The 24,205-nt window shown below is 73.3% G+C and carries 27 protein-coding genes and 1 pseudogene; 15 read left to right on the top strand and 13 right to left on the bottom strand.

Features of this window, described 5'->3' with window-relative positions; all coding sequences use genetic code 11:
- Nucleotides 1–164 precede the first annotated feature (164 nt).
- Nucleotides 165–509, top strand: a complete 345-nt coding sequence (locus ABD907_RS02230) for an ArsR/SmtB family transcription factor (RefSeq protein WP_345214859.1) — start codon at nt 165–167, stop codon at nt 507–509.
- Nucleotides 506–985 (top strand): SRPBCC family protein, encoded by a 480-nt coding sequence (locus tag ABD907_RS02235; RefSeq protein WP_345214860.1) that lies wholly within the window; start codon nt 506–508, stop codon nt 983–985. The genes ABD907_RS02230 and ABD907_RS02235 overlap by 4 nt, the downstream gene beginning before the upstream one ends.
- A 22-nt stretch (nt 986–1,007) precedes the next feature.
- On the opposite strand, the gene ABD907_RS02240 is transcribed toward ABD907_RS02235, so the two are convergent.
- The 4 genes from ABD907_RS02240 to ABD907_RS21060 all read right to left on the bottom strand — a co-directional run bounded on the left by ABD907_RS02240 (nt 1,008) and on the right by ABD907_RS21060 (nt 3,362).
- The gene (locus tag ABD907_RS02240) at nt 1,008–1,463 is read right to left on the bottom strand and encodes a molybdenum cofactor biosynthesis protein MoaE (RefSeq protein WP_345214861.1); all 456 of its coding nucleotides are present in this window, start codon (nt 1,461–1,463) and stop codon (nt 1,008–1,010) included.
- Nucleotides 1,460–2,389 carry a DUF6457 domain-containing protein gene (locus tag ABD907_RS02245; RefSeq protein WP_345214862.1) on the bottom strand — a complete coding sequence of 310 codons (930 nt, stop codon included), beginning with the start codon at nt 2,387–2,389 and terminating at the stop codon, nt 1,460–1,462. Before ABD907_RS02245 ends, ABD907_RS02240 begins: the two co-directional genes overlap by 4 nt.
- A 7-nt stretch (nt 2,390–2,396) precedes the next feature.
- Complete coding sequence (locus tag ABD907_RS02250; protein ID WP_345214863.1) at nt 2,397–3,209, bottom strand: DUF4097 family beta strand repeat-containing protein; 813 nt, start codon at nt 3,207–3,209, stop codon at nt 2,397–2,399.
- 75 nt (nt 3,210–3,284) lie between these two features.
- Nucleotides 3,285–3,362 (bottom strand): 50S ribosomal protein bL37, encoded by a 78-nt coding sequence (locus tag ABD907_RS21060; RefSeq protein WP_425555695.1) that lies wholly within the window; start codon nt 3,360–3,362, stop codon nt 3,285–3,287.
- 212 nt (nt 3,363–3,574) lie between these two features.
- On the opposite strand from ABD907_RS21060, the gene ABD907_RS02255 reads away from it, so the two are divergent.
- Nucleotides 3,575–4,306: a phosphatase PAP2 family protein gene (locus ABD907_RS02255; protein WP_345214864.1), complete on the top strand. Its 732-nt coding sequence runs from the start codon at nt 3,575–3,577 to the stop codon at nt 4,304–4,306.
- On the opposite strand, the gene rsrA is transcribed toward ABD907_RS02255, so the two are convergent.
- Both rsrA and ABD907_RS02265 read right to left on the bottom strand, forming a co-directional pair.
- Nucleotides 4,250–4,576 carry a mycothiol system anti-sigma-R factor gene (rsrA, locus tag ABD907_RS02260; protein ID WP_345214865.1) on the bottom strand — a complete coding sequence of 109 codons (327 nt, stop codon included), beginning with the start codon at nt 4,574–4,576 and terminating at the stop codon, nt 4,250–4,252. The genes ABD907_RS02255 and rsrA overlap by 57 nt on opposite strands.
- A gap of 85 nt (nt 4,577–4,661) precedes the next feature.
- Nucleotides 4,662–5,285 carry a sigma-70 family RNA polymerase sigma factor gene (locus ABD907_RS02265; protein ID WP_486334042.1) on the bottom strand — a complete coding sequence of 208 codons (624 nt, stop codon included), beginning with the start codon at nt 5,283–5,285 and terminating at the stop codon, nt 4,662–4,664.
- A 172-nt stretch (nt 5,286–5,457) separates the two neighbouring features.
- On the opposite strand from ABD907_RS02265, the gene ABD907_RS02270 reads away from it, so the two are divergent.
- Genes ABD907_RS02270 through rsgA form a run of 3 tightly spaced genes read left to right on the top strand, consistent with a single transcriptional unit; the run spans nt 5,458 to nt 8,340 of the window.
- A complete protein-coding gene (locus ABD907_RS02270; RefSeq protein ID WP_345214867.1) occupies nt 5,458–5,955 on the top strand; it encodes a DoxX family protein in 498 nt (165 codons plus the stop codon).
- Between the two features lie 20 nt (nt 5,956–5,975).
- Nucleotides 5,976–7,319 carry a 3-phosphoshikimate 1-carboxyvinyltransferase gene (gene aroA / locus ABD907_RS02275; RefSeq protein WP_345215409.1) on the top strand — a complete coding sequence of 448 codons (1,344 nt, stop codon included), beginning with the start codon at nt 5,976–5,978 and terminating at the stop codon, nt 7,317–7,319.
- Nucleotides 7,312–8,340, top strand: coding sequence for a ribosome small subunit-dependent GTPase A (gene rsgA / locus ABD907_RS02280; RefSeq protein WP_345214868.1), 1,029 nt, complete (start codon nt 7,312–7,314; stop codon nt 8,338–8,340). Before aroA ends, rsgA begins: the two co-directional genes overlap by 8 nt.
- Nucleotides 8,341–8,362: 22 nt before the next feature.
- Here the strand turns inward: rsgA and ABD907_RS02285 are convergent, their stop codons facing one another.
- On the bottom strand, nt 8,363–9,544 hold the full coding sequence (locus ABD907_RS02285; RefSeq protein WP_345214869.1) for an NAD(P)-dependent alcohol dehydrogenase: 1,182 nt from the start codon (nt 9,542–9,544) through the stop codon (nt 8,363–8,365).
- A gap of 123 nt (nt 9,545–9,667) precedes the next feature.
- Here ABD907_RS02285 and hisN point away from each other — a divergent pair, with 123 nt between their 5' ends.
- From hisN to ABD907_RS02305, 4 genes are all read left to right on the top strand, one after another.
- A complete protein-coding gene (gene hisN / locus ABD907_RS02290) occupies nt 9,668–10,474 on the top strand; it encodes a histidinol-phosphatase (protein WP_345214870.1) in 807 nt (268 codons plus the stop codon).
- 66 nt (nt 10,475–10,540) lie between these two features.
- Nucleotides 10,541–10,945, top strand: coding sequence for a DnaJ family domain-containing protein (locus ABD907_RS02295; RefSeq protein ID WP_345214871.1), 405 nt, complete (start codon nt 10,541–10,543; stop codon nt 10,943–10,945).
- 61 nt (nt 10,946–11,006) lie between these two features.
- Entirely contained in the window at nt 11,007–12,218 is a 1,212-nt protein-coding gene (locus ABD907_RS02300) for an exonuclease SbcCD subunit D (protein ID WP_345214872.1), read from the top strand.
- Nucleotides 12,218–15,277, top strand: coding sequence for an AAA family ATPase (locus tag ABD907_RS02305; protein WP_345214873.1), 3,060 nt, complete (start codon nt 12,218–12,220; stop codon nt 15,275–15,277). Before ABD907_RS02300 ends, ABD907_RS02305 begins: the two co-directional genes overlap by 1 nt.
- A gap of 55 nt (nt 15,278–15,332) precedes the next feature.
- On the opposite strand, the pseudogene ABD907_RS21065 reads toward ABD907_RS02305, so the two are convergent.
- From ABD907_RS21065 to ABD907_RS02315, 3 genes and pseudogenes are all read right to left on the bottom strand, one after another.
- Nucleotides 15,333–15,800 (bottom strand): annotated as a pseudogene (locus ABD907_RS21065) (DUF6912 family protein); the annotation flags it as partial.
- A gap of 47 nt (nt 15,801–15,847) precedes the next feature.
- Complete coding sequence (locus ABD907_RS02310; protein ID WP_345214874.1) at nt 15,848–17,251, bottom strand: CpaE/TadZ family protein; 1,404 nt, start codon at nt 17,249–17,251, stop codon at nt 15,848–15,850.
- Nucleotides 17,248–17,937, bottom strand: coding sequence for a hypothetical protein (locus tag ABD907_RS02315; protein ID WP_345214875.1), 690 nt, complete (start codon nt 17,935–17,937; stop codon nt 17,248–17,250). The genes ABD907_RS02310 and ABD907_RS02315 overlap by 4 nt, the downstream gene beginning before the upstream one ends.
- Nucleotides 17,938–18,047: 110 nt before the next feature.
- Here ABD907_RS02315 and ABD907_RS02320 point away from each other — a divergent pair, with 110 nt between their 5' ends.
- The 3 genes from ABD907_RS02320 to ABD907_RS02330 all read left to right on the top strand — a co-directional run bounded on the left by ABD907_RS02320 (nt 18,048) and on the right by ABD907_RS02330 (nt 20,175).
- Nucleotides 18,048–18,260: a helix-turn-helix domain-containing protein gene (locus ABD907_RS02320; RefSeq protein ID WP_345214876.1), complete on the top strand. Its 213-nt coding sequence runs from the start codon at nt 18,048–18,050 to the stop codon at nt 18,258–18,260.
- Nucleotides 18,261–18,382: 122 nt separating this feature from the next.
- The gene (locus ABD907_RS02325) at nt 18,383–18,967 is read left to right on the top strand and encodes a TetR/AcrR family transcriptional regulator (RefSeq protein ID WP_345214877.1); all 585 of its coding nucleotides are present in this window, start codon (nt 18,383–18,385) and stop codon (nt 18,965–18,967) included.
- Entirely contained in the window at nt 18,964–20,175 is a 1,212-nt protein-coding gene (locus ABD907_RS02330) for an FAD-dependent oxidoreductase (RefSeq protein WP_345214878.1), read from the top strand. The genes ABD907_RS02325 and ABD907_RS02330 overlap by 4 nt, the downstream gene beginning before the upstream one ends.
- Before the next feature lie 80 nt (nt 20,176–20,255).
- Here ABD907_RS02330 and ABD907_RS02335 read toward each other — a convergent pair whose 3' ends face one another.
- Nucleotides 20,256–20,771, bottom strand: a complete 516-nt coding sequence (locus ABD907_RS02335) for a hypothetical protein (protein ID WP_345214879.1) — start codon at nt 20,769–20,771, stop codon at nt 20,256–20,258.
- Nucleotides 20,772–20,924: 153 nt separating this feature from the next.
- Here ABD907_RS02335 and ABD907_RS02340 point away from each other — a divergent pair, with 153 nt between their 5' ends.
- Nucleotides 20,925–21,743, top strand: coding sequence for a LysM peptidoglycan-binding domain-containing protein (locus ABD907_RS02340; RefSeq protein ID WP_345214880.1), 819 nt, complete (start codon nt 20,925–20,927; stop codon nt 21,741–21,743).
- Nucleotides 21,743–22,267, top strand: a complete 525-nt coding sequence (locus tag ABD907_RS02345; RefSeq protein WP_345214881.1) for an Rv3235 family protein — start codon at nt 21,743–21,745, stop codon at nt 22,265–22,267. Before ABD907_RS02340 ends, ABD907_RS02345 begins: the two co-directional genes overlap by 1 nt.
- A gap of 20 nt (nt 22,268–22,287) precedes the next feature.
- Here ABD907_RS02345 and ABD907_RS02350 read toward each other — a convergent pair whose 3' ends face one another.
- Complete coding sequence (locus tag ABD907_RS02350; RefSeq protein WP_345214882.1) at nt 22,288–22,905, bottom strand: FMN reductase; 618 nt, start codon at nt 22,903–22,905, stop codon at nt 22,288–22,290.
- A 34-nt stretch (nt 22,906–22,939) separates the two neighbouring features.
- Nucleotides 22,940–24,121 (bottom strand): LLM class flavin-dependent oxidoreductase, encoded by a 1,182-nt coding sequence (locus ABD907_RS02355; RefSeq protein ID WP_345214883.1) that lies wholly within the window; start codon nt 24,119–24,121, stop codon nt 22,940–22,942.
- Nucleotides 24,122–24,205 lie beyond the last annotated feature (84 nt).

Genomic DNA, 24,205 nt, shown 5'->3' on the forward strand with positions numbered 1-24,205 from the left:
CTACGGCATACGGGTCGCCCTCATGCCTGTGACGGCTACTCCTCGCGCCGAGGGCTACAGGCACAACTGTGGCCCTCGGTCCCAGCAGTAGCCATCGCTGCTCCGACCGCCCCTTGCCAACATGTCGCGTAAGCGCTAACTTACCGTAAGTGGACACTAACGCTGTGGATCCCTGGACCGCCCTCGGCGACCCGAGCCGACGGCGGATCTTCCAGCGCCTGACCGAGCGGCCGAGCTCGGTCTCCGAGCTGGCGGCAGAGCTGCCGATCAGCCGGCCGGCCGTCTCGCAGCACCTTCGGGTGCTCCGCCAGGCCGCGCTGGTCGAGGCCCGGACGGCGGGCACCCGCCACATCTACGAGGTGGACGCCGCCGGTCTGCGAGCGCTGCAGGCAGACCTCGACCGGTTCTGGGGCCAGGCGCTCAGCAACCTCAAGGCTCTCGCGGAGCAGCAGCCCGCGACGAACCACCACCCGCCCGCGAACCACCACGAGAAGGAGCAGACACGATGAGTACCACGCCCACCAGCAGGTCCGTCCGGCACGAGATCGTGGTCGACGTCCCGGTCGAGACGGCGTTCCGGGTCTTCACCGAGCAGTTCGACAAGATCAAGCCGCGCGAGCACAACCTGCTCGCCAGCCCGATCGTCGAGACGGTCTTCGAGACGTTCGTCGGCGGGTCCGTCTACGACCGGGCCGAGGACGGCTCCGTGTGCCGCTGGGGACGGGTCCTGGTGCTCGACCCCCCGCACCGGCTCGTCTTCAGCTGGGACATCACCCCGGAGTGGCAGGTCGAGACCGACCCGGAGAGGACCAGCGAGGTCGAGCTGCAGTTCCTCCCGGACGGCGACGCACGCACGCTCGTGGCGCTCGAGCACCGCCACCTGGACCGTCACGGACCGGGCTGGGAGTCCGAGCGCTCGAACGTGGACGCCGACGGCGGGTGGCCGCTCTACCTGCAGCGGTTCGCGGCCGCCGCCGGGGCCTGAGCCGCCTGAGCGGGGAGCGCAGTCAGCTGCTGCCGCTCCACTCGTGCGATCCGTCGGGGAAGACCTGGCGTTTCCACACCGGCAGGCGGCGCTTGACCTCCTCGACCAGCTCCGCCGTCGCCTCGAACGCCTCGGCGCGGTGCGCGGCCGAGACCGCGGCCGCGAGCGCGACCTCACCCACCTTCAGCGTGCCCACCCGGTGCAGGACGGCGATCGCGTCGATCGGGAACTGCACGGCGACGTCCGACGCCACCTGCCGCACGACCGCGTCCGCCGCCGGGTGGGCCACGTACTCGATCCCGGTGACGCCGCGTCCGGCGTCGTGGTTGCGCACCACGCCCCCGAACGTGACGACAGCACCAGCAGCCTCGTCGGCGACGGCCTCCGCGCACTCGAGGACGTCGATGTCCTTGTCGCGGACCGCGGCGAGAGCGATGCGCCGGGCCGGCGCACCGAGCCGCTCGCTCGGCTCGTTCACGACCGGCCCTCCCGGCGAGCCACGAGACGGGCGACCGCCTCGGCGCGGTCGGTGACGGCATCGCTCCCGCCGCCGGCCGAGCCGGCTGCCAGCCCGACAAGGAAGGCGGTCAGCGGGGCGCCCGGCCGGCTGGGCCCGTGGGCCACCTGGCCGACCAGCCGCAGCAGGTCCGGGGTGGACGCCGTCATGATGTCCCGGTCGACGCCCAGCTCGGCGCAAACCTCGTCGAGCCAGGTGTTCATCGCCGCCATCTTGCGGGTCTCGTCGCCTCGGTCACGGTCTTCGGCCACGGCTCGTTCTCGCCCCTCCGCCTCGGGTTCGCGGACCTCACGGTGGTAGTCCGTCCCACTCTCCACCGACAGCACCGCCAGCACCAGCCGGCCGACGGTGCGCAGGACCGTCGCGCTCGCCTCGTTGGCCAGCAGGCGCCCGACCCCGGGCAGCACCGGGACCAGGCGCTCGGTGAGGTGCTCCCGTTCGCGAGCACGCAGGGACCGGGCGCCGGGGGCGTCACCGGTCGCCCATGCCTCCGCCTCCTGACGGCACAGGTCCGCGACGTCGCGCGCGGGCGTCACCAGGTCGCCTGCGGGTGCGACGAGCTGGAGGTGGTCGGCGCGCAGGGCGTCGAGGTCGTCCTCGGCGCGGCGGCGGCGGGCGGCACGCGCGTAGACGTCGAGGCTCATCAGGTCGGTGGTGAACAGCTCCGCGTCGGCCTCGAGCCACCGGGCCGCCAGGCGCCATGCCGTGGCGGTCGCGCCGCTACGCAGTCGTTCGGTCGTCGACTCGTCCGGCGGGGACAGGACATCGGCGACCGCGTCCCAGCTGCCGGCCCGATCGCGCGCCGCCTGAACCAGCTGCGCCTGGAATCCGGCCGCGGTGTCCTCCCCGGCGCCCTCCACGGGCGCCAGGCGTCCGTGGTCGCTCATCGGACCCTCATGTGCCGGGCAGGGCGGTCGGCGTGCGAGTGACATCAAGGCTGCCGGAGACGGAGCGCGAGGTGAGAAAGCAGATGCCGCCGTCCGTGCGGTCCTCGAGGGTTGTCGCACCGAAGCCGGAGGCCTTGCGGTCCGCGCCGTCGAGGCGGACCGCGCCGGTCAGGCTGCGGGCGGTGAGCGAGACGCCGGTCCCCGCCGGGAGGGCCACGAGCATGTCGCCGGAGACCGTGCCGACGCCGACCTTCGACGTCTGCGCGGTGCTGCGGACCTCGACGAAGCCCGACACGGAGTTCACGTCGGCGCGTGGCAGATCACCACCCAGGCTGACGCGGCCCGCAGCAGTTGTCGCCGTGACCGGTCCGTCGTGCCCGGAGACCGTGATGTCGCTGGAGGCGGAGCGGAGGGAGGCTGCTCCGCGGGAGCCGGTGACGACAAGAGCACCGGTGGCCGTGTTGAGGTGGATGTCCTCGGCGAGGTCCGCCACGTAGGCGTCCGCGCTCGCCGTCGCGGCCGTCACAGCGGTGCCCCTCGGCACGCGTACGGTCAGCCGGGCGGAGTCCGAGGAGCTGTAGGAGCGCAGGCGCTTGACCCAGCCGTCCCAGCCGATCGAGGGGTAGCCGACGGTGAGGCGCCCGTTCTCGACGGTGAGTTCCAGCGGGTTACCGCGCAGGTCGGTGACGTCGACCCACACGTGCGGGTCGTCGTGGGTCCGCACGTCGACCGAGCCGGCGACGAGCTGGACCCGCAGCCGGGTGACACCGTCGAGCTGGTGCTGGGACGGTCCGGAAACGATCCAGGATCGGGTGGCCATGGCACCGAACCCTACGCGTCCAGGGGTGTCCCTACTCGGTGACGGCCACGGTCCGACGCGACCGACCCTCGACGCTCAGCCCGCGTTGGGGCGCTTGCCGTGGTTCTGTGGTCTGCCCTTGCGGGCACGACGCTTGCGTCCGCGCTTGCTCATCTTTGTCTCCACGCTTCTCGCCGCTGGTGCGGCGACGGGGACATGGTCCCACACGTGCCACAGCCTTGACATCCCGCACGTGCCGCACATGCCACAGTCTTGACCACTGCTTGGCCGCCTCTTCATCCGGTACGCGATACACCTCACACTCCGTCCGGAACCCCGTGTCGAGCTGGCGCAGCGACACGGTTGTGCGTCTACTGTTTCGTCACGTGCGTGCCCTGCAGCGAGCGGTCTCCCTGCCCTCGCTCGTCGTGGCGTTCGTGGTGCTGACCCTGCTGTCGCTGCGTCCACTGCGTCCCCTCGAGGCGGATCTGCACGGGTTCTGGGTGCGCACGTACCCGGACTGGGTCGAGTGGATCCTCCAGCAGGTCCTCGACCGCCTCACCGGCCAGGCCGTATGCCTGCCCGTGCTGGTGATCGTCGCCGTCGTGCTGGCGCGCCGCTACCGGACGTGGCGGCCGATCCTGGTCGCGGCGGCCACCGAGGTGGCCTTCCTGGGCGGCGTCGGGCCGTTGAAGCTGCTGTTCGCACGCCCCTCCCCCGAGCTCGGCAACGCGCAGTTCTTCCACTGGCACTGGGGGCTCCTCGACGGCGGCTGGCGGACGAGCTACCCGTCCGGCCACTCCGCGGAGGCCATCCTGTTCTACGGGGCCGCGGCGTACCTGATCATCCGGTACTGCCGACCGAGTCCTCGGGCGACCCGGTGGATCCGGGCCGGCGTCGGCCTGATCACTGTGCAGTCCGTGGTGGTCGCGTATCTGCTCGGCTGGCACTGGACCACCGACCTGCCCGCGGGCGTGCTCGTCGGCGGCATCCTGCTGCACCTGGTGCTGCGCGCGGACCGGCGCCTCATCCCGTCGCTGCTCCGGCGGTGGGACCCGTCGTCAGTCGACCTGGACCCGGGTGACCTTGAGGACCGACAGCTGAGATCGCACCCGTAGCTTCAGCGAGCTCGGCGCCACCTCGAGGCAGGAGCGACGAACCAGCTCACGAATGTGCTGCTCGGCGTCCGTGGCCTCTGTGCACGTCGGGCACTCGGCGGCGTGGCGCCGCAGCCGGGCCTCCTGGCCCTCGTCCAGCTCGGCGTCGAGGAACTCGAAGAGGTGCTCGAGGAGCTCGTCGCAGCTGCAGGGGCCCTGCTGGCCGGCGCGCTCGCGCACGGCACGCTCCGCCCGCTCGGCGAGGTGGTCCTCGGCCTGCTCGGCGTTCACGCCTTGCTCCTCTCGCACGAGCCCTGCGGTGCCTCGCTCCGGCACACCTCGTCCCTCGGCGTCCCTCCGCGGGGGCTCCTCGCGCTCATGCTTTGGCCTCCGTCCGGATGCCGAACTCTCGCGCGTGGTCCACGAGGAGCTCACGCAGCTGTCGACGCCCGCGGTGCAGCCGGGACATCACCGTCCCGATCGGGGTACCCATGATATCCGCGATCTCCTTGTAGGCGAAGCCCTCCACGTCCGCGAGGTACACGGCGATCCGGAAGTCCTCGGGCAGCTCGCCCAGGGCGTCCCGGATGTCCGAGTCGGGCAGCAGGTCCATCGCCTCGGCCTCCGCCGAGCGCAGGCCCGTCGAGGTGTGGGACGCCGCCCGGTGGATCTGCCAGTCCTCCACCTGCTCGGCGTCGGACTGCTGGGGCTCGCGCTGCTTCTTGCGGTAGGAGTTGATGAAGGTGTTGGTCAGGATCCGGTAGAGCCAGGCCTTGAGGTTCGTGCCCGGCCTGTACTGATGGAAGGACGCGTAGGCCTTGGCGAACGTCTCCTGGACGAGGTCCTCGGCGTCGGTGGGGTTGCGCGTCATGCGCATGGCCGCCCCGTAGAGCTGGTCCAGGTACGGCAGCGCCTCGCGCTCGAATCGTTCTGCCCGTGCGGCGTCGCTCTCACCGCCCGGGGCGCGGTCGAGGTCACCCTCGTGGCTGTCCGTCATCATCCACGAGCCTAGCGCCGGCGTCTCCGGGACGCGTGCGGAGGCCACAGTCGGGGTCGTCGGTCGAAGAACAGCAGTCATCACGTCCGTCACAACCACCCACGCGGCCCGGGCATTCCGGACCCGATGTGTGCGAGGGGTCGCAGGCGACGCCGTTGTGCGGTAGCAATGAGCCATGAAGATCCTCCGTCTGCTCGCGCGCCCGATGATCGCCGCCCCGTTCGTCGCAGACGGCGTCGATGCCGTTCTGCACCCGGAGGGCCACGTGGAGAAGGTCCGCAACGTCCAGCCTGCCCTGGAGCGGGCCGGCGTACCGCGCAGCTTCCTCACGGACCCGACCCTGCTCGTCCGCGCGTCCGGCGCCGTCACCGCGGTCTCCGGCCTGCTGCTGGCCACCAGCCGGAGCCCGCGGTCGGCGGCCCTGACCCTGGTCGTGGTCGGCCTGCCGGCCACGGTGGCGAAGAACCCCGTCTGGCAGGCCGGCAGCGACGACGAGCGCTCGGGGTACGTGTCCGGCCTGCTCAAGGGTGTCGGGCTGTGCGGCGGTGCGCTCCTCGCGGCCGGTGACCTGGCCGGGCTGCCGTCCTGGTCGTGGCGGATGAAGAACGCACGCCAGCACCGTGCGAAGATCCGTGAGGTCAAGAACCGGGCCAAGAGCCGGTACAAGGACTGACAGAAGGACCGGTACCCGAACTGAACGCCTCGCTCGGCACGACGTCACCCGCCACGCCCGCCACGCCTTGGCCGGCGCCCGCCGCAGCGGGCCCCCTCGACGCCCTCGTCGACGTACCGGGATCGAAGTCCCTGACCAACCGGCACCTGCTGCTCGCCGCGATCGCGGACGGGCCCACGGAGCTCGTCCGGCCGCTGCGCTCACGAGACAGCGAGCTCATGGTCGCCGCCCTCCGCGCCCTCGGCGCCGGCGTGGAGCCCACCGGTGACGGCGCAGACCTGCGCATCATTCCGGGCCCGCTGCGCGGCGGCGTCACGGTCGACGCCGGCCTCGCCGGTACCGTCATGCGGTTCGTCCCCGCGCTGGCGGCCCTGGCCGACGGCGAGGTCCACATCGACGGAGACGAGCGTGCCCGCGAACGCCCCATTGCCCCCGTCGTGGACGCGCTGCGCACCCTCGGTGTCCGGGTGGAGACCGGCACCTCCCCCGCCGGGGCGGCGGTCCTGCCGCTCACGGTGCACGGCACCGGCTCCCTGGCCGGCGGTCCGGTCGACGTCGACGCCTCCGCCTCCAGTCAGTTCGTCTCCGCACTGCTGCTCGCCGCCCCCGCGTACGGCGACGGCATCGAGGTGCGGCACGTCGGCGCGACCCTGCCGTCGCTGCCGCACATCACCATGACGGTCGACGTGCTGCGCGAACGCGGCATCGAGGTCGAGGCCGACCCGGACGCCGGACGTTGGCGCGTCCAGCCGGGCCCGGTCTTGGGTGGCCGGATCGTCGTCGAGCCGGACCTGTCCAACGCCGGGCCGTTCCTCGCCGCGGCCGTGGCCGCCGGCGGCACCGTGCGGGTCCCGCGCTGGCCCACCTCCACCACGCAGGCCGGCGACCGGATGCGCGACCTGCTCCCCCGGCTCGGCGCCGCCGTCGAGCTGAGCGACGGCGTCCTGTCGGTCACCGGGCCGGCCGACGGCCGCATCAGCGGCCTCGATGCCGACCTGCACGACGCCGGCGAGCTGGCACCCACGATCGCCGCCCTGTGCGCGCTCGCCGAGAGCCCGTCGCGCCTGCGCGGAATCGCTCACCTGCGGGGCCACGAGACCGACCGGCTCGCGGCGATGGTGACCGAGATCAACCGGCTCGGGGGTCGCGCCCGCGAGACCGACGACGGCATCGCGATCGAGCCGGCGCCGCTGCACGCCGGCGTCGTCGAGAGCTACGCGGACCACCGCATGGCCACGTTCGCCGCGATCCTCGGGCTGCGAGTTCCCGGCGTGGAGGTGGTCGACATCGCCACCACGGCCAAGACGATGCCGGACTTTCCCGGGATGTGGGCCGAGATGCTCTCGGACGGGCCGCGTGCGTGACGACACGGGCACGGACGACGCCCGGGTCCGGGTGCGTCCGAACCCCCGGGGCAGCCGGCCGCGTACCAAGCACCGCCCCGAGCACGCCGACGCGGTGCGGGCGATGGTGCTCGGCGTCGACCGCGGCCGGTACCACCTGATCACCGACGACGGGACTCCCGTGGTCGCCATCAAGGCCCGCGAGCTGGGCGGCGGGGAACGTGGCGCCGTCGTCGTCGGCGACCGGGTCGGCGTCGTCGGGGACGTGTCCGGGCAGGAGGACACCATGGCCCGCATCGTCAAGGTCGCCGCGCGTACCTCGGTGCTGCGCCGCTCGTCCGAGGACAGCGACGCCGCGGGCACCGAGAAGGTGATCGTCGCAAACGCCGACCAGCTGCTGATCGTCACCTCGGTCGCCGACCCGGAACCTCGCCCGCGCATGGTGGACCGCTGCCTCGTGGCCGCCTACGACGCCGGGATGGAACCCGTCCTGTGCCTGACCAAGGCGGACCTCGACGACCCCGGACCGTTCCTCGAGCGCTACGCGGCGCTCGAGGTCCCGGCCGTGGTGACCTCCGTCGTCGACGGGCGGGTGCAGGGCCTCGATGCGGTGCGCGACCGGCTGACGGGGCGGACGTCGGTGCTGGTAGGGCACTCCGGCGTCGGCAAGTCGACGCTGGTCAACGCGCTCGTGCCGGACGCGGGTCGGGCGACCGGCGAGGTCAACGCCGTCACCGGCCGTGGCCGGCACACCTCCTCGAGCGCCGTCGCCCTGGCCCTGCCGGACGGCGGCTGGGCGATCGACACGCCTGGAGTGCGTTCGTTCGGGCTCCAGCACGTGGGGGTGGCGGACCTGCTTGCGGCCTTCGACGACCTCGCCGCCGTGGCAGAGGAGTGCCCGCGCGGGTGTACGCACACCGAGGACGCGCCGGACTGCGCCCTCGACGAGTGGGTCACCGCAGGCGGCGCCGGAGCAGCAGGCGAGGCCAGGCTCGCGTCGTTCCGGCGGCTCCTGGCGTCCCGTTCGACCGAACCGTCCTGACGCACCGGCCGGCGAGGACCGGTCAGGCGATGCCGACGACGCCGGTGTCGGCCTCCGGCACGGGTTCCGCCGGACCGCCCTCCTCCGGCCGCACCCGCAGCACGGGCTTGATCGCCTCACCGCGGTGGCTGGACTCGAGGGCCCTCTCGACGTCGTCGAAGTCGAAGTAGGAGATGAGCCGGTCGAACGGGAAGCGGCCCTGGCGGTAGAGCGCGAACAGGGTCGGGACGAGGCGGTCGCTGCGGCCGCCGCCACCGAGCACACCGACGATCCGCTTGCCCCACATCGTGGTGAGGTGGTCCACCTCGAAGCTGGCGCCGGCCGGTGCGCCACCGACGAGGAGGCAGGTCCCGAGCATGCCGACGGTGGCGACCGCCTGCTCGACGACGGCGATCACGCCGGTGCACTCGAGCGCGAAGTCCGCGGGCCCGCCGCACAGGTCACGCACCGTCTCGACGACGTCGGGCTCCACGGCCGCGTCGACGACGTGCGTGGCGCCGAGCTCGCGGGCGAGCTGCAGGCGGGAGGGGTGCTTGTCCACGGCCACGATCGTCGTCGCCGGCGTGTTGGTGGCCGCCATGACGGCCGCGAGTCCGACGGCGCCCGCGCCGTAGACCACGACGCTGTCGCCGCACCCCGGTCGAGCGGTGTTGAGGACGGCTCCCGCGCCGGTCGAGATGCCGCAGGCGAGCGGCCCGGCGATGTCGAGGGGGATGTCGTCGGGGACGGAGACGGCAGAGCTCGCGAGCGCGAGCGAGTAGGTGGCGAAGGAGGACTGTCCGAAGAAGTGTCCGTGCAGCGGTGACCCGTCGGCCGTGCGGTAGGCGCTCTGCCCAGCCCGTGGGCCGAGGAGCCGGAATCCGCCGGCCACCGCCTCGCCGAGCCTCGCGCAGTACCGGTGCTCGCCGTCCTTGCAGTGCTCGCACTGTCCGCAGAACGGCCAACCGAGGACCACGCGGTCCCCGACGGCAGGGCTCGTGACGTCGTCGCCAACCGCTTCGACGACGCCGGCGCCCTCGTGCCCGAGGACGGCCGGGACGGGCATCGGCATGTCGCCGTGCCGGGTGATCTCGTCGGTGTGGCACACCCCGGTGGCGACGACCCGCACGAGGATCTCGCCCGGTCCGGGCTCGTCGATCTCGATGTCCCGGTAGCTGAACGCCGCGTCCCGCTCCTCGACGACGGCGGCCCTGCTCTTCGTCACTGGTCTGCCTCCTCGGTGAGGGATGTCCGACTTCCGGCACGCTATCAACGTCCACGGACCGGGACCGGAGTCTCGCGGTGCGGCACCACCGGGGTCCGGCGGGGCCGCGATAGGTTGCCGAACATGACTGTGCAAGGTGCGAGCCGCTACACCGACGACCTGCGACTCGCCCACGTGATCGCCGACCAGGTCGACGGCCAGACCATGAGCCGGTTCGGGGCTCAGGACCTCCACGTCGAGACCAAGCCGGATCTCAGTCCGGTCTCCGACGCCGACCGCAGCGCGGAGGAGATCGTGCGCAGCCAGCTCTCCCGCACGCGGCCGCGCGACTCGGTGCTCGGCGAGGAGTTCGGCAGCACGGGCCACTCTCCCCGGCAATGGGTGATCGACCCGATCGACGGGACGAAGAACTTCGTCCGCGGCGTGCCGGTGTGGGCCACGCTGGTCGGGCTCGTCGAGGACGGTGAGGTGGTCCTCGGCGTCGTCTCGGCGCCGGCGCTGAACCGGCGGTGGTGGGCGGCCCAGGGCTCGGGGGCCTGGACCGGACGCTCGCTCTCGGCGGCGCGTCAGCTCAGCGTATCCGGGGTCTCGGACCTCGACGACGCCTCCCTGAGCTACTCCAGCCTCGGTGGCTGGGCCGAGCGCGGATCGCTGCGCTCCTTCCTCGACCTGGCGCAGCGCGTGTGGCGCACCCGGGCGTACGGAGACTTCTGGTCCTACATGCTGGTGGCGGAGGGGGCGGTGGACGTCGCCTGCGAGCCGGAGCTCGAGGTCTACGACATGGCGGCGCTCGTCCCGATCGTCACCGAGGCCGGTGGGCGCTTCACCGGCCTCGACGGCGTGCACGGGCCGTGGGGCGGCACCGCCGTGGCGACCAACGGGCTGCTGCACGACGAAGTGCTCGAGACGCTCGCCGCCCAGCAGGACTGAGCGCGGCCGCGCACGCGGCCGGCAGCCCGGTGCGGGCGCCCGCAGGCTACTGGCAGACTTGCTGGCGTGACCGAGCGCAAGCCACCGGGCGTCCCCGTCGGCAACTGGGTCGACGAGCTCATCCGCGCCGCCACCGAGCGCGGCGAGTTCGACAACCTGCCCGGCGCCGGGAAGCCGCTGCCGGACACCGACACCAACGACGAGAACTGGTGGATCCGGCAGAAGATCCGCGACGAGGACCTGCCGGCCGACGTCCTGCTGCCGCCGGCGCTGCAGCTGCGCAAGGAGGTCGCCGACCTTCCCGAGACCGTCCGCGACCTGCCCACCGAGGAGGCCGTCCGCGACGCCGTCCGGGAGGTCAACCGGCGGGTGGCGGACTGGATCCGCACGCCGAGCGGGCCGGTCGTCCCGGTCGCGCCCGCCGATCCGGACATGATCGTGGCCGCCTGGCGGGACGGGCGCCGGAGCTGATCCCCGGACGCCCCGGCGGGGGTCCGCACGCGTGTCACAACCCGCGGATACCGTCCGAGGCATGCGCATCCTCCATACCTCGGACTGGCACCTTGGCCGGACCCTGCACGGTGTGGACCTGACCGATCATCACGGCGCCTACCTGGACCACCTGCTCGAGGTCGTGCGGTCCGAGCGGATCGACGCTGTGGTCGTGGCGGGCGACGTCTACGACCGAGCGATCCCGCCCGCGGACTCCGTAACGCTGCTCTCCGAGGCCCTAGCCCGGCTGACCGAGCACACCAGGGTGGTCCTCACCCCCGGCAACCACGACTCGGCGACCCGCCTGGGGTTCGCGTCCGGGCTGTTCCGCGACCGGCTCGTCGTGCGGACCCGGGTGCGCGGTATCGCGGAGCCGGTCGAGCTCCCCGACGCCGACGGCGGTCTCGGGGCCCGCGTCTACGCCCTGCCCTACCTCGATCCCGACATGGCGCGCACCGAGCTGGCCGAGCCGGGTGATGACGGTGAGGCAGGGACCGTAGTGCCGGCCCGGTCGCACCAGGCCGTCACCGCGGCGGCACTACGTCGGGTCCGGGCCGATCTGGCGCGCAGGAACGCCGCGGGCGCTCGGGTGCCGGCCGTCCTGCTCGCGCACACCTTCGTCACCGGCGGCGCCGCCAGCGAGTCCGAGCGCGACATCCGCGTCGGCGGGGTCGACCAGGTGCCGTCGGGCGTGTTCGCCGACGCGGGGCTGGACTACGTCGCTCTGGGCCACCTGCACGGCCCGCAGCGGGTCGGCCGCGAAGGGATCGACCCGGTCATGCGGTACGCGGGCAGCCCGCTGGCCTTCTCCTTCTCCGAGGCCCGTCATCGCAAGTCCACGGCGCTGGTCGATCTCGGCCCCGACGGCGTGGCTCACGTCCGGCTCCTCGAGGCGCCCGTCCCGCGCCCGCTCGCGGACGCCACGGCCCCGCTGGCCGATCTGCTCGGACGCCGGTTCGACCACCTGACCGACCACTGGCTCCGGGTCACCGTGACCGACCCCGTCCGTCCCGAGCAGCTGTGGGCGCAGATCTCGCGCCGGTTCCCGCACGCCCTCGTGCTGCGGCACGCCCCCGCAGAGGTTCCCGGAGCACCGGCCGGCAGCACCGCCGGACCGTCCGGGACGCAGGATCCGCTGGAAGTGGCTGCTGCGTTCCTGCGGGCGGTCGGCGGCCGGCCTGCGGACGACGCCGAGGTCGCCGTCCTCAGGGAGGCGTACGAGTCCGTCCTGGCCGCGGAGCGGAGCGCCTGATGCGCATCCACCGGCTCACGCTGGAGGCCATCGGCCCCTTCCCGGGCCGGCACACGATCGACTTCGACGAGCTCTCCGCCGGCGGGCTCTTCCTGCTCGAGGGCCCCACCGGTGCGGGGAAGACCACCCTGATCGACGCGGTGGTGTTCGCCCTCTACGGCACGATGTCGGGCGACTCCTCGGACGACCGCCTGCACTCCGACCACGCCGAGCCGCGTGTGGAGCCGTTCGTCGAGCTTGTCTTCTCCACCGGCGCGGGGACGTTCCGGGTGTGGCGCTCCCCGAAGTTCACGCGCCCGAAGCGCCGCGGCGACGGCGTCACCGTGCAGAACGCGCGCGCCAAGCTGTGGCGGCTCGTCGACGCGCACGACGACGGGGTCGCGGTCTCCGCCCACGTCCAGGAGGTCGGTGACGAGCTGGGGCGCATCGTGGTGCTCGACCGCGCCCAGTTCACCCAGACGGTGGTGCTGCCGCAGGGACAGTTCGCCTCCTTCCTGCACGCCCGGCCCGAGGACCGGCGTGCCGTGCTGCAGGAGGTGTTCGGCACCGAGATCTACGACCGGCTGCAGCAGCGGCTGGCCGAGATGGCCCGTGAGGTCCGCTCCGGCGTCGACGGCGCGGCCCGGGACGTCGGGTCCGCCGCCGAGGCGGTGGTGGCCGCCGCCTCGACGGGCGCCACGGACCAGGTGGACGCTTCCCCGGGACCGGGCCGGCGCACCGACGATCAGGGCACCGACGACCCGGCCGCGGAGCTGCGCGCAGCGGCCGCCGAGCTGGACGCCCCGCGCCTGCGCGCGCTGTGCGACGCCGCCCGGGAACGGTGGGAGGCCAGGGACGCCGACGCCGCCCGGACACGCGCCGGCGCGGAGGCCGACGAGGCCGCAGCCCGCGAACGGATGGATGCAGCGCGGGACCTCGCTGCGCGGCTGACCCGACGGGGCGCGCTGCTCGAGGCGGAGCGTGCCCTCTACGCGGACGCCGAGGCCGTGCGGGCCGCCGCCGGCCGGCTCGACCTCGCGCGCCGTGCGGCGCCGGTCGCCCCGCTGCTCGCGGCGCACCAGCGTGCGGCAGATCGTCGCTCGCACGCCGCGGCGGCCCGCGAGCAGGCCGTCGTCGCGGCCGCCGCGCACGACCTCGAGGGCGTGGACGGACCCGAGGCGCTGCGCCGAGCCCACGACGAAGCGACGACGACGCTCGGCGGGCTCGACCCGCTCGTCACCGTCGAGGACGAGCTGCCCGCCCGCTCACGCGCCCTCGCCCGCGCCGAGGCGCAGGCCCGGGAGGCGACGGCGCGGACCGCCGAGCTGGCCGCGACCGTCGACGCACGACCCGCGCGGCGCGAGGCCATCGAGGAAGAGATCGGCCACTACCGCGACGCGGGGACCGCTCGTGAGCGCGCCCTGGCCGAGCGGCGGGGAGCCCAGGAGATCCTGCACGCGGCCCGCAACGCCGACGACGCGCAGACGCCGGTGGAGATCGCTCGCGCCGACCTGACGCGGGCCGCCGACGACGCCCGCACCGCGCTCGACGCCGAGCACGACGTCCGACGCCGCTGGGTCGCAGGCATGGCGGGCGTCCTCGCCGAACGGCTCAGCCCCGGTCGACCGTGCGCGGTCTGCGGCGGGACCGACCATCCCGCTCCGGCCCGACCGACGGACGAGCACGCGACCGACGAGGATGTGGCAGGTGCCACCGCGGCCCGTGAGGCGGCCGACGCCCGTCTCGCGCAGGCGCAGGCACGGTTGACGGGCCTGACCGAACGGCTCGCCGCGCTCCGGGACACGGCCGGCGGCCTCACCGTCGAGCGGGCCCAGGAACGCGTGGCCGCCGCCGAGAAACAGCTCGAGGCCGCAGAAGCCGCCGTCGTCCGGCATGCCGAGCTGGCGCAGTCGCTCACCGACCACGACGCGGAGACCACTCGTCTGGCCGCGCAGCTGGCCGACGCCCGCACCACGGACGCGACCCGGGCCGAACGGATCGCTGAGCAGTCCCGTCGCCTGGCCGAGGACGAGAAGCGCTGCGCCGCGGCGCGGGGACCGGCTGCCTCGGTGACGGAACGCGCGACGCAGGTACGTGCCCGTGCGCGCGCCGCCCGCACGCTGCTGGAGGCGACGACGGAGGCGCACGACGCCGCACTCGCAATGCAGGACGCCGACGAGCGCCTCACCGCCGCCCTGGCCGAAGCAGAGCTCGAGGACGCCTCGGTCCTCCGTGCGGCCCTGCTCGACGAGACCGAGGCGCGTGCGCTGGCCGAGCGGGTCGAGGCACATCGCGCCGAGGTTGCGCGGGTGGCGGCAGGCCTGCGCGAGCCGGGCATCGTCGAGCTCACCGGGGCCGAGGAGCCGGCCGCCGCAGCCGCCCGGGAGAGGCACGAGGCGGCCCGTGCCGCACTCACCCGGGCGGCCGGCGCCGCCAGCGAGACGGCCCTGCGGTGCCGCCAGGTCCGCGCGGCCACCGACCGGCTGCTCGCGGCCGTCGACGCCCACGCCCGCTCGCACCGCCGGGCGGCTCCCGTGCTCCGCACGGCCGCGCTCGCCACGGCCGGCGAGGGCAACACTCTCGACACCACGCTCGCGACCTACGTGCTGCTGCGCCGGTTCGAGGACGTGGTCGCCGCGGCCAACGACCGGCTCACCGCGATGTCGGACGGCCGGTACGCGCTCGAACGCATCGACGAGCGCGAGGGCGGGCAGCGCTCGCGCAAGGCCGGACTCGGGCTACGGGTCCGCGACCACGTCACCGAGACGCCCCGCGACCCCCACACGCTCTCGGGCGGGGAGACCTTCTACGTCTCGCTGTGCCTGGCGCTCGGCCTCGCGGACGTCGTCCGGTCCGAGGCCGGCGGCATCGAGCTCGGCACGCTGTTCGTCGACGAGGGCTTCGGCTCCCTGGACCCCGAGACGCTCGACGCGGTCATGAAGGAGCTCGGCCGCCTGCGGGAGGGCGGCCGCGCCGTCGGGGTCGTCTCGCACGTCTCCGAGATGAAGGACCGCATCCCCGAGCGGGTCTCGGTCCGGCGACATCCGTCGGGCGCCTCCACGCTGGCTCTCCGCCACTGAGCGCAGCGAGGTGCTGCTCGAGGCGATCAGCCATCTCCAGGCGGAGGTCCGCCCGCTCCCCGGCGTCGTACCACAGCAGGTCGCGCTCGGCGCTGCGGTCCAGGGCGGCGTCGTCCCCGGCGGCCGCCGCTCGCACGTCTTCCTCGGCCGCGGGCTCGTCGACGAGCAGGGCCACCACATCGCTCCAGGCCACCGGGCCGAGCACCTGCACGGCGCTCGGCAGACGTTCGCCGCCGGTCTCCGGCGCGGGCGGCACCTCGACCCCGGCGTCCGCCACGTCCGCAGCGACGACGACGCGGCGCGGCACCGAGTTGTCATCGGCGAGCAGACGGACCGAGTCGTCGGCGGCGGCCATCGTGGCGACCATCTCGAGGCCCTCGTCGTCCTCCTCCGGCAAGGCGGCACGCAGGGCCGCGGTGACGGCGTGCGCCCATCGCGGCGACAGCCCGCCGTCGTCGGCGAGGTCCGTCGGGGCGGCCGGCAGGTAGATGCGCATGGCCCGAGTCTGCCAGCGCACCGACATGCTGGGCGGAGGTCGATCAGAATGTCGGCCCCTCGCAGGGGACCGGTCTAGACCCTTGCCGCTCGGGGCTTCCCCGGCCGGCCGAGCCGGCCGCGCCGCCGTCGGGTTCGTGAGCGTTCCCCGGCCAGCCACCGTGCGAGCTGCTCGATCTCGGCCCGAGCGGGGGAGGCAGGAGCCACCTGCGGGAGCGAACGACCCTGCACGACTGCCTTGTCGAGGGCGAGCCGGTCCTCCGGCACGATAACCGCGTCGCCCACGCCGGCGAACCGCACGAGTGCCTCGTGCACGGCCTCGGTCGGCGAGGACCCGGCGGCCGACGGCCGGACATGGTTGACCACCACGACGCGGCGGGCCGTCGAGGAGAGCTCCGCGTCACCGAGATCGCCCAGTGCCATGACCAGGCGGCGCATCCCGACCGGATCACCGGCTCCGACGACCACCAGGACGTCCGCGGCGGCCAGCGCCGAGGCGGTCGCCTCGTAGCGGCGGGCACCGAACCCGTCGTGGTCGCTCTCGAGGGTGCTGCCGGTGTCCACGACGGTCCACGGCACCGTCGCCCTGGCGACGTCCCAGATCACCTCCAGCGCCGCGGCCGGCACCTCGCGCCACCGGTCGGCCCTGGTCAGGCCGGTCATCACGTGCAGCGACCCGTCGACGATCGGGCAGGCGCGCAGCAGGGACCCGGGGCCGAGCCGCCCCGCCAGAGCCTGGCGCGCCGCCGAGGCCACGGCGGAGGCGTCGTCCAGGATGCCGAGCACCTGAGTCACGGACGGTGCTTCCGTGTCGGCGTCGACGAGCAGCGCACGCTCGGAGAGCGTGGCGAGCTCGGCGGCCAGGGTGACGGCGAGGGTCGTGCGTCCGGGCGCGCCTGGCGGCCCCCAGACCACGACCAGCTTCCCGGGCGCCCCGGGCTCCTCCGTCGCGCCGGGCTCGGCGGCGCCGTGGGGGTCGGGCGCCGCCCCCCGCCCGACGTCGTCGTGCGGTTCCGTCTGGAACCCGCCTGCCCCCGGCGGAGGCGCGCCGGCACCCGCCGCGACGGCGTCCTCCCGGTCCGGGAGCCGGCCGGGTCCGGTGCCCGGCCGTTGCGGGCCCGGTGCGTCGTCGGGCCGACGGCTCATGGCGAGCACCGCCTCGGCGAGGGCCGTGGCGACGCCGACCGGCTCGACGGCGTCCGCGCCCAGCGCGGCGCACCGCGGCAGATCACCGGGCTCCGCGACCAGGACCGTCCGAGTGCCCGCCGCGCGCAGGCGGGTGATGACGGACCGGTCCACCCCGTGCAGGTCCGCGCCGACGACGGCGAGGCTGCCGAGCCCGGCCCCCGCCGCGGCGAGGACCTCGGGTACGTCGGCGCAGCGCCGTACCACCCGCACGCCCGAGCGGGGCGCGTCCAGCAGTCGCACGAGCTCGCTCTCGACCGGCCCGCTGAGCGCCAGCAGGACGCCGACGTTCACGTCTCGTCCGGCTCTGGTACGTCCGCGCCGCCGGCGTCGATGGTCGGCACCGCCACGAGCTGACCCTCGCTCGAGAGCGCGGCGAGCACGGCGGACACCTCGTCGCGGGGTACCAGCAGCTCTACGGACGTGCCCTGCGTGCCCGCCAGCACCGAGTCGTCCTCCATCACCTCGGCGACGACCAGCGTGGGCGCCAACAGCTCGGGCTCGCGCGTTGATTCGGTCGACGCCGCACCGGTGGTCGCCTGCGCCGGCGCGAGCCACAGGTCGACGACCGTGCCGGGACCGAGATCCGTGGGGACCGCCAGCCCGAGCGAGACGACGATCGGCTGGACGCTGACGGCTTCGGAGCCGCCGACGGCGGTGCGTGGCACGAGCTCGCCGGCACCGATCGTGCGGATGGCGACCGCGTCCTCCGGCAGCGGGTCGGCGGCGAGGTGGTAGAGGTCCTCGTCGTCACCGAGGCGGACCTCACGCACGGTCAGCTCCTCTACCGTGACGGCGTCACCGGGCGTGAGGGCGTCGCCGGCGGCGTAGACCTCGACCGTGGCCGCGGCGTCACGAACGGCCCAGGCGCCGAGGGCGACCGAGCCGGCCACCAGCACGATGCCCACGCCGAGGCGCGGATCTCGCCAGGTGGGTCGGCGCATGCGCCGGGCCTGCGGAAGATCGTCAGTGGTCATCATTGCCCCCTGTCTGCCTTGGCGCCCATCGTGCCGCGCGAGGCCCCAGGACCCAAATCTCCGTCCACAGTCCCGTGCCGGCGCAAGCCCGCCGGCCACGGCGGTGCGATGATGTGAGCATGCCGCAGCGATTTCTGACACTGGCCGACGTGGCAGAGGCGCTCGCCGTCTCCGTCACACAGGTCCGTGCCCTCGTCCGCTCCGGCGAGCTCCGCGCCATCCAGGTCGGCGGCCGCCACCAGTGGCGGGTCGAGGACAAGGCGCTCGAGGAGTACATCGCCGAGCAGTACGAGCGCACCCGGGCCCGTATCGAGGCGGAGCGCTGACGACTCGCTGACTGCCACCACACCGCCCCATCGCAGCGAGCGCACGGCGAGCAGGGCGCCGTCTCGGCGTGCTACGTTTGGGCGAGCGCCCAAGGCAATCGTCCAAGAGCATGGTGGTGATCATGGCGACGCCAGATCGAGTACGTGAGGTACGCCGGCGACTGCTCGACGCCGCGGTCGAGCTGATCAGCGAACGCGGCTGGACGGCAGTGAGCACCCGGATCGTGGCCGAGCGCGCCGGGGTCGCGCCCGGGCTGGTGCACTACCACTTCGCGTCGGTGCAGGCGTTGCTCTCGCAGGCAGCGACGGCAGCGATGCGGGAGACGACACGCTCGCTCGGGCCGACGCTCGCGCGAGCGCGCACCCCGCAGGAGGCGGTGAACCTGCTCGCGAGGTCGTTCGGATCGTCCACCGGCACCGACCCGATGTCGGTCCTGTTCGTCGAGACCTACCTCGCCGCGACGCGCGATCCCGAGCTGGCAACGGCCGTGGCCGAGACGATCGCCGCCTTCCGGTCGCAGCTCGCCGCCTGGCTCGCCGAACAGGGCGTGCCGGACCCCGCCGCCACAGCCGCTGTGCTGGGAGCCGCAATCGACGGCCTGGTGCTGCAACGCGGGATGGACCCGGAGCTCGACGCGGCGGCCGCCGCACCGGTCCTGACCCGGTTGGTCCCGCACGCGGGCGAATCGCTGGAGGACGCGTCATGAACGTGGTGATCTGCGGCGCCGGCATCGCCGGCCTGACGCTCGCGCATCGCATGTCGAACCAGGGATGGGGCGTCACCGTGCTGGAGAAGGCGTCCGGGCCGCGGACGCAGGGCTACATGATCGACTTCTTCGGACCGGGGTACGACGCGGCCGAGGCGATGGGGCTGCTGCCGCGGCTGCACGAGCTCGGCTACCGGGTCGACGAGGCACGGTTCGTGGACGCTCGCGGCCGCCCACGCGCACGGCTGAAGTTTCGGCAGTTCGCCCAGTCCCAGGACGGCCGGCTGCTGTCGATCATGCGGCCCGACCTGGAGCTGGTGCTGCGCGAGAGCCTGCCCGAAGCGGTGGACCTGCGCTTCGGGACGAGCCCCACCACGGTCGAGACCGACCCGGACGGCGTCCGTGTGACGCTCAGCGACGGCCAGCGGATCGGCGCCGACCTCCTCGTCGGTGCCGACGGGATCCACTCGACCGTCCGCTCGTCGGTGTTCGCCAGAGACCGGGACGTCGTGCGCTACCTCGGCTTCCACACGGCCGCCTTCACGTTCTCCGACCCGGCTGTCCGGGCGCGGGTCGGCGACCGGTTCCACCTCACCGACTCCGTCGATCGACAGATGGGCCTGTACGGGCTGCGCGACGGCCGCGTGGCGACCTATCTCGTGCATCGCGCGGCCGACCCCACCCTGCCCGACGACCGGCGCGCGACCCTGCGCGCGACGTACGGCTCGCTCGGGTGGGTCGTCCCGGACGCTCTGTCCCGCTGCCCGCGGGACGAGGAGATCTACTACGACCAGATCGCCCAGGTCGAGATGCCTCACTGGCACTACGAGCGCGTCGTGCTGGTCGGGGACGCCTGCTACGCGGTCTCGCTCATCGCCGGCCAGGGCGCCTCGCTCGGCGTCGCCGGGGCGTTCGTCCTCGCCGAGCAGCTCGGGCACGGCCCGTCCGTCGAGGAAGGGCTGGCCCGGTACGAGGAGCTCTGGCGGCCCGTGGTCGAGGAGAAGCAGCAGGTCGCACGTCAGAGCGTCCGGTGGTTCCTTCCCCGATCGCGCGTGCAGGTGTGGCTCCGAAGGGTCATGCTGGCCCTGGCCCGACTGCCCGGCTTCGACCGGTTGGTGGTGGGCGCGATCGGCGGCAAGCACACCACGATCGTCCGTGAGCTCGCGCACCAGAGCGGCAGGCTGCGGGACACCTCCACGCGCCGCTGACCGTCGCGCGGTCAAACCGGCCGACCGGTGTGGGGCCTTCGTGGTCGTCCTCTCGGTCGGGCCACTGACCTCGACGACCGTCAGACCGTGGAGAACGAGACGACGGCGGCCAGGGCGATGGTCAGCGGGCCCGCCTGCCCCGTGGCCGGCCTGAGGTCCACATGGTCGGCACCGACCCGAGTCAGCCAGCCCGTGTAGGCACCGCCGTCGCACGAGACCCGCACGCGGGCCCCCTCCCGCGCCAGGACTCTCAGCACATGAGCCATACCTAACCTGCGCTCCACCACTCCCGCCTCGGGCGCGACGGGACCGAGCGGCCACGCGGCCTGGACGGCGGCAAGCGGCGCGAGGGTCCGGCGATCACGGTCGCCCACGAGAACCCACTGCGGCGCGGCGTCGAGCACGAGACCGACGACGTCCTCACCGGTGCGCAGCCGCAGCCGCACGTGCTCACCCTGACGGGCCCGGATCCGGTCCGCCAGCGATGTCCGGCCGGCCTCGGCCTCGGTCAGCTCGGCGACAAGAGTCTCGTCGTCGGCCCGCTCGGCCGCGTCCAGCTGACCAGCAAGGTCTTCGAAGAGCGCCTCCCATCTCATAGTCGAACGGTACTGACGTTGCCGACGCAGCACCGTCCACACGACGCGGTTCCGTACCTTGCGCGTCGCGCAGGCATTGAGGTACAAATCGGCTTCACAAACATCAAACAGCATCAAACGATACGATTAGACAGAGTCCGAGGAGGCGCACCGTTGCGTTCCGACCACCCGCACCCCGTTCGAGCGGCGCCCCTCCTGCTCCTGGTGTCAGCGGTGCCGGGCGTCTGGCTGGGCCGGTCGGCGCTCAGGCTGACGGCCTCTCTCACGGCGCCGTCGGGCGTCCACGACCTCGCGGACGCTGTCTCCGCGCTCTGCCTGTGGGGCGGTTGCCTCGTCGCCGCGTGGTACGCGCTGACCTGTGCGTGCTCGCTGGTCGTCCAGTCGGCACGTGCCACGGGCCGCCGGACACTGACGCTGGAGCGGACCGTACGGCGGTGGGGCTTCCCGGTGCTGCGGCGCGCTCTCCTGACCACCGCGGCCGCGGGGACCGGCGCGACAATCGCTCTCAGCTCCGCGACAGCGACCCAGGAGCCGGCCGATCCAGCGCTCCCGTTCGACCTCGGCTGGAGTGCCCACACCGCCCAGCCGGCAGAGCGCGGCACACACCCAGAGCCAACGCATCCGGGCGGCCGCGAGCCGGTGCGAGCCGATGATCCGGAGCGGGACCAGCCGGACCAGACGTCGCCGCAGACATCCGCTCCGGCAGGGAGGGCCGACCAGCAGCCGGGATCGCCCGATGCGGACGTCACGCCGGTCGCCGACGGCGCCGACGCGGACGTCGACACCTACCTCGTGCGTGCGGGCGACACGCTCTGGTCGATCGCGGCAGCGCACCTCGGGCCGGGTGCCAGCGACTCCGACGTCGCCGCCGCCTGGCCGGCCTGGTACGAGGCCAACAGCTCGAGGGTCGGGGCAGACCCCGATCTCATCCATCCCGACCTGCTGCTGCGGGTCCCGACCGAGGAGCCATGATGACTGCGACCTTGACCCGCCCGGCGCGTCCGGGCCACGCGCGGACCGGCGTCAGCCAGCCCGCCGACGACCCGGCGGGGACGCCGCGCACCTCGACGGAGCAGCCGTGGGACCGCGTGCGTTTCAGCGGTCCGCAGACCGAGAGGCCGTCGACCACCGATCTCCGTGATGCCGTCCCGGTCGATGAGCGAGAGCTCCCCGATCCGCAGCAGTGGGCCGGAGCGCTCGTACGCTCCACCGTCGAGGTGCTCTGCGGGTCCAGACCGGTAGCCCAGCTCGGACGGTGGCTGTGCCCGGAGCTGTACGAGTCCGTCTCGCGCCGCGTCGGCCTGGCCAACCGGATCCAGGGCCGGCCGCGGGTCGCTCGACGGGCGATGACCCGGCGAGTGCACGTCTGCCGCGTCGGGCCGGGCGTGGTCGAGGCGTCCGTGGTGGTCCACGACGGCGCGCACCTGCGCGCCGCCGCGGTCCGGCTGGAGGCGTACCGCGGCCGGTGGCGCGCCACCGCGCTCGAGATCGGCTGAGCTCGGGCAGGTCCGGCGGCCTACCGGCCCCTGAACATTTCCTCGAACGTCGGCACGCCCTCGTAGTCGTCGGCGGCCCCCGCGGGCTCCCGGGCGGCGACCTTCTCGGCCAGCTCGGTGCCGGCGCGGCGGATACGGGCGGGCAGCGGGTTGACGGTGTCGGCCTCGCCTGACCAGTCGTCGGTGGCCGCGAAGACCGACGTGGTGACGACGTCGGCACGCAGGTAGGTCAGCAGCGGGCGCATCGAGTACTCCAGGGCGAGCGAGTGGCGCGACGTGCCGCCCGTCGCCCCGAGCAGCACCGGCCTTCCGGTGAGCGAGTCCTTGTCCAGGATGTCGATGAACGACTTGAACAGCCCGGAGTAGGTGGTGGTGAACAGCGGAGTCACCAGGACGAGGCCGTCCGCGGCGCTGACCTTCTCGAGCACCTCACGCAGGGAGCCTGCGGGGAAACCGGTAACCATCGCGTTGACGATCTCGTGGGCGATGCCGCGCAGCTCGGTGGTCTCCACGGTGGCCGTGGCGCCGCGCGCCGTCAGCCCCTCGAGGGTGGCGTCGGTGAGCCGGTCCGCCAGCAGCCGGGTGGACGACGGCTGGCCGAGGCCGGCCGAGATGGCGATGATCGTGCGCTCGCTCATGCTTCTCCTGTCTTCCTCGTTCGCTGCGGCATGCTCAGCCGCCGGAGGCCGCACCGTCAGGGGTAACGGCGCTGTCCACGGCGGTCTTCCCCGTCCAGTGGTCCTCCCCGACGACGTGCCCGGCATGCTCACGGCCATCCGTGCGGGCCCTGGCGACTCGCTCGGCGTGGCTGGGCGGGTTCGCCGGGACGTGCTCAGTACGCTCGGGCTCGAGCTCGCGGCGCAGCGCCGGGACGATCTCCTCGGCCAGGATGTCGATCTGCTCGAGCACGGTCTTGAGCGGCAGGCCGGCGTGGTCGATCAGGAAGAGCTGTCGCTGGTAGTCACCGACGTGCTCACGCATCGCCGCGTAACGATCGATGACCTCCTGCGGGCTGCCGACCGTCAGCGGTGTCTCGGTGGTGAACTCCTCCATCGACGGGCCGTGGCCGTAGACCGGTGCGTTGTCGAAGTAGGGACGGAACTCTCGCTTGGCGTCCTGGGAGTTCTTGCGGGCGAAGAACTGACCACCGAGGCCCACGATCGCCTGGTCGGCGCGTCCGTGACCGTAGTGCTCGAAGCGCTGCCGGTAGTAGCCGACCATCCGTTTGGTGTGGGTGATCGGCCAGAAGATGTTGTTGTGGAAGAAGCCGTCCCCGTAGTAGGCCGCCTGCTCGGCGATCTCGGGGCTGCGGATGGAGCCGTGCCAGACGAAGGGGGGCACGCCGTCGAGCGGGCGGGGCGTGGCGGTGAAGCCCTGCAGCGGGGTGCGGAACTGCCCCTCCCAGCTCACGACGTCCTCGTCCCAGAGGCGGCGCAGCAGGGCGTAGTTCTCGATCGCCAGGTTGAGGCCCTGGCGGATGTCCTTGCCGAACCACGGGTACACCGGACCGGTGTTGCCGCGGCCCATCATGAGGTCCATCCGGCCGTCCGAGATCACCTGCAGCATCGCGTAGTCCTCGGCGATCTTCACCGGGTCGTTCGTGGTGATCAGCGTGGTCGCCGTGGAGAGCAGGATGTTCTCGGTGGTGCCGGCCAGGTAGCCCAGCATCGTCGTCGGGGACGAGGCCACGAAGGGCGGGTTGTGGTGCTCACCGGTGGCGAAGACGTCCAGACCCGCCTGGTCGGCGTGCTGGGCGATGGTCGTCATCGCCCGCAACCGTTGGGTGTCATCCGGCGTCCGACCCGTGGTGGGGTCGGTGGTGACGTCGCTGACGCTGAAGATCCCGAACTGCATGGCGCCCGTCTCTCGTTCGATGCATTCGCATGTATCTGTACAACAGGCGCCAACAGCGTCCGGTCGACAGGTATTCCACCGCCA

The sequence above is a fragment of the Georgenia halophila genome (assembly GCF_039541595.1).

Excerpts from the sequence above, each read along its gene's own strand:
- ABD907_RS02315 (WP_345214875.1), bottom strand. The coding sequence starts at position 17,937 with ATGATGACCACTGACGATCTTCCGCAGGCCCGGCGCATGCGCCGACCC.
- ABD907_RS02325 (WP_345214877.1), top strand. The coding sequence starts at position 18,383 with ATGGCGACGCCAGATCGAGTACGTGAGGTACGCCGGCGACTGCTCGAC.
- ABD907_RS02335 (WP_345214879.1), bottom strand. The coding sequence starts at position 20,771 with ATGAGATGGGAGGCGCTCTTCGAAGACCTTGCTGGTCAGCTGGACGCG.
- ABD907_RS02345 (WP_345214881.1), top strand. The coding sequence starts at position 21,743 with ATGACTGCGACCTTGACCCGCCCGGCGCGTCCGGGCCACGCGCGGACC.
- ABD907_RS02250 (WP_345214863.1), bottom strand. The coding sequence starts at position 3,209 with ATGGCCACCCGATCCTGGATCGTTTCCGGACCGTCCCAGCACCAGCTC.
- hisN (WP_345214870.1), top strand. The coding sequence starts at position 9,668 with ATGACTGTGCAAGGTGCGAGCCGCTACACCGACGACCTGCGACTCGCC.
- ABD907_RS02270 (WP_345214867.1), top strand. The coding sequence starts at position 5,458 with ATGAAGATCCTCCGTCTGCTCGCGCGCCCGATGATCGCCGCCCCGTTC.
- ABD907_RS02265 (WP_486334042.1), bottom strand. The coding sequence starts at position 5,285 with ATGATGACGGACAGCCACGAGGGTGACCTCGACCGCGCCCCGGGCGGT.
- ABD907_RS02355 (WP_345214883.1), bottom strand. The coding sequence starts at position 24,121 with ATGCAGTTCGGGATCTTCAGCGTCAGCGACGTCACCACCGACCCCACC.
- ABD907_RS02350 (WP_345214882.1), bottom strand. The coding sequence starts at position 22,905 with ATGAGCGAGCGCACGATCATCGCCATCTCGGCCGGCCTCGGCCAGCCG.
- ABD907_RS02235 (WP_345214860.1), top strand. The coding sequence starts at position 506 with ATGAGTACCACGCCCACCAGCAGGTCCGTCCGGCACGAGATCGTGGTC.
- ABD907_RS02245 (WP_345214862.1), bottom strand. The coding sequence starts at position 2,389 with ATGAGCGACCACGGACGCCTGGCGCCCGTGGAGGGCGCCGGGGAGGAC.
- ABD907_RS02300 (WP_345214872.1), top strand. The coding sequence starts at position 11,007 with ATGCGCATCCTCCATACCTCGGACTGGCACCTTGGCCGGACCCTGCAC.
- ABD907_RS02305 (WP_345214873.1), top strand. The coding sequence starts at position 12,218 with ATGCGCATCCACCGGCTCACGCTGGAGGCCATCGGCCCCTTCCCGGGC.
- ABD907_RS02330 (WP_345214878.1), top strand. The coding sequence starts at position 18,964 with ATGAACGTGGTGATCTGCGGCGCCGGCATCGCCGGCCTGACGCTCGCG.
- ABD907_RS21060 (WP_425555695.1), bottom strand. The coding sequence starts at position 3,362 with ATGAGCAAGCGCGGACGCAAGCGTCGTGCCCGCAAGGGCAGACCACAG.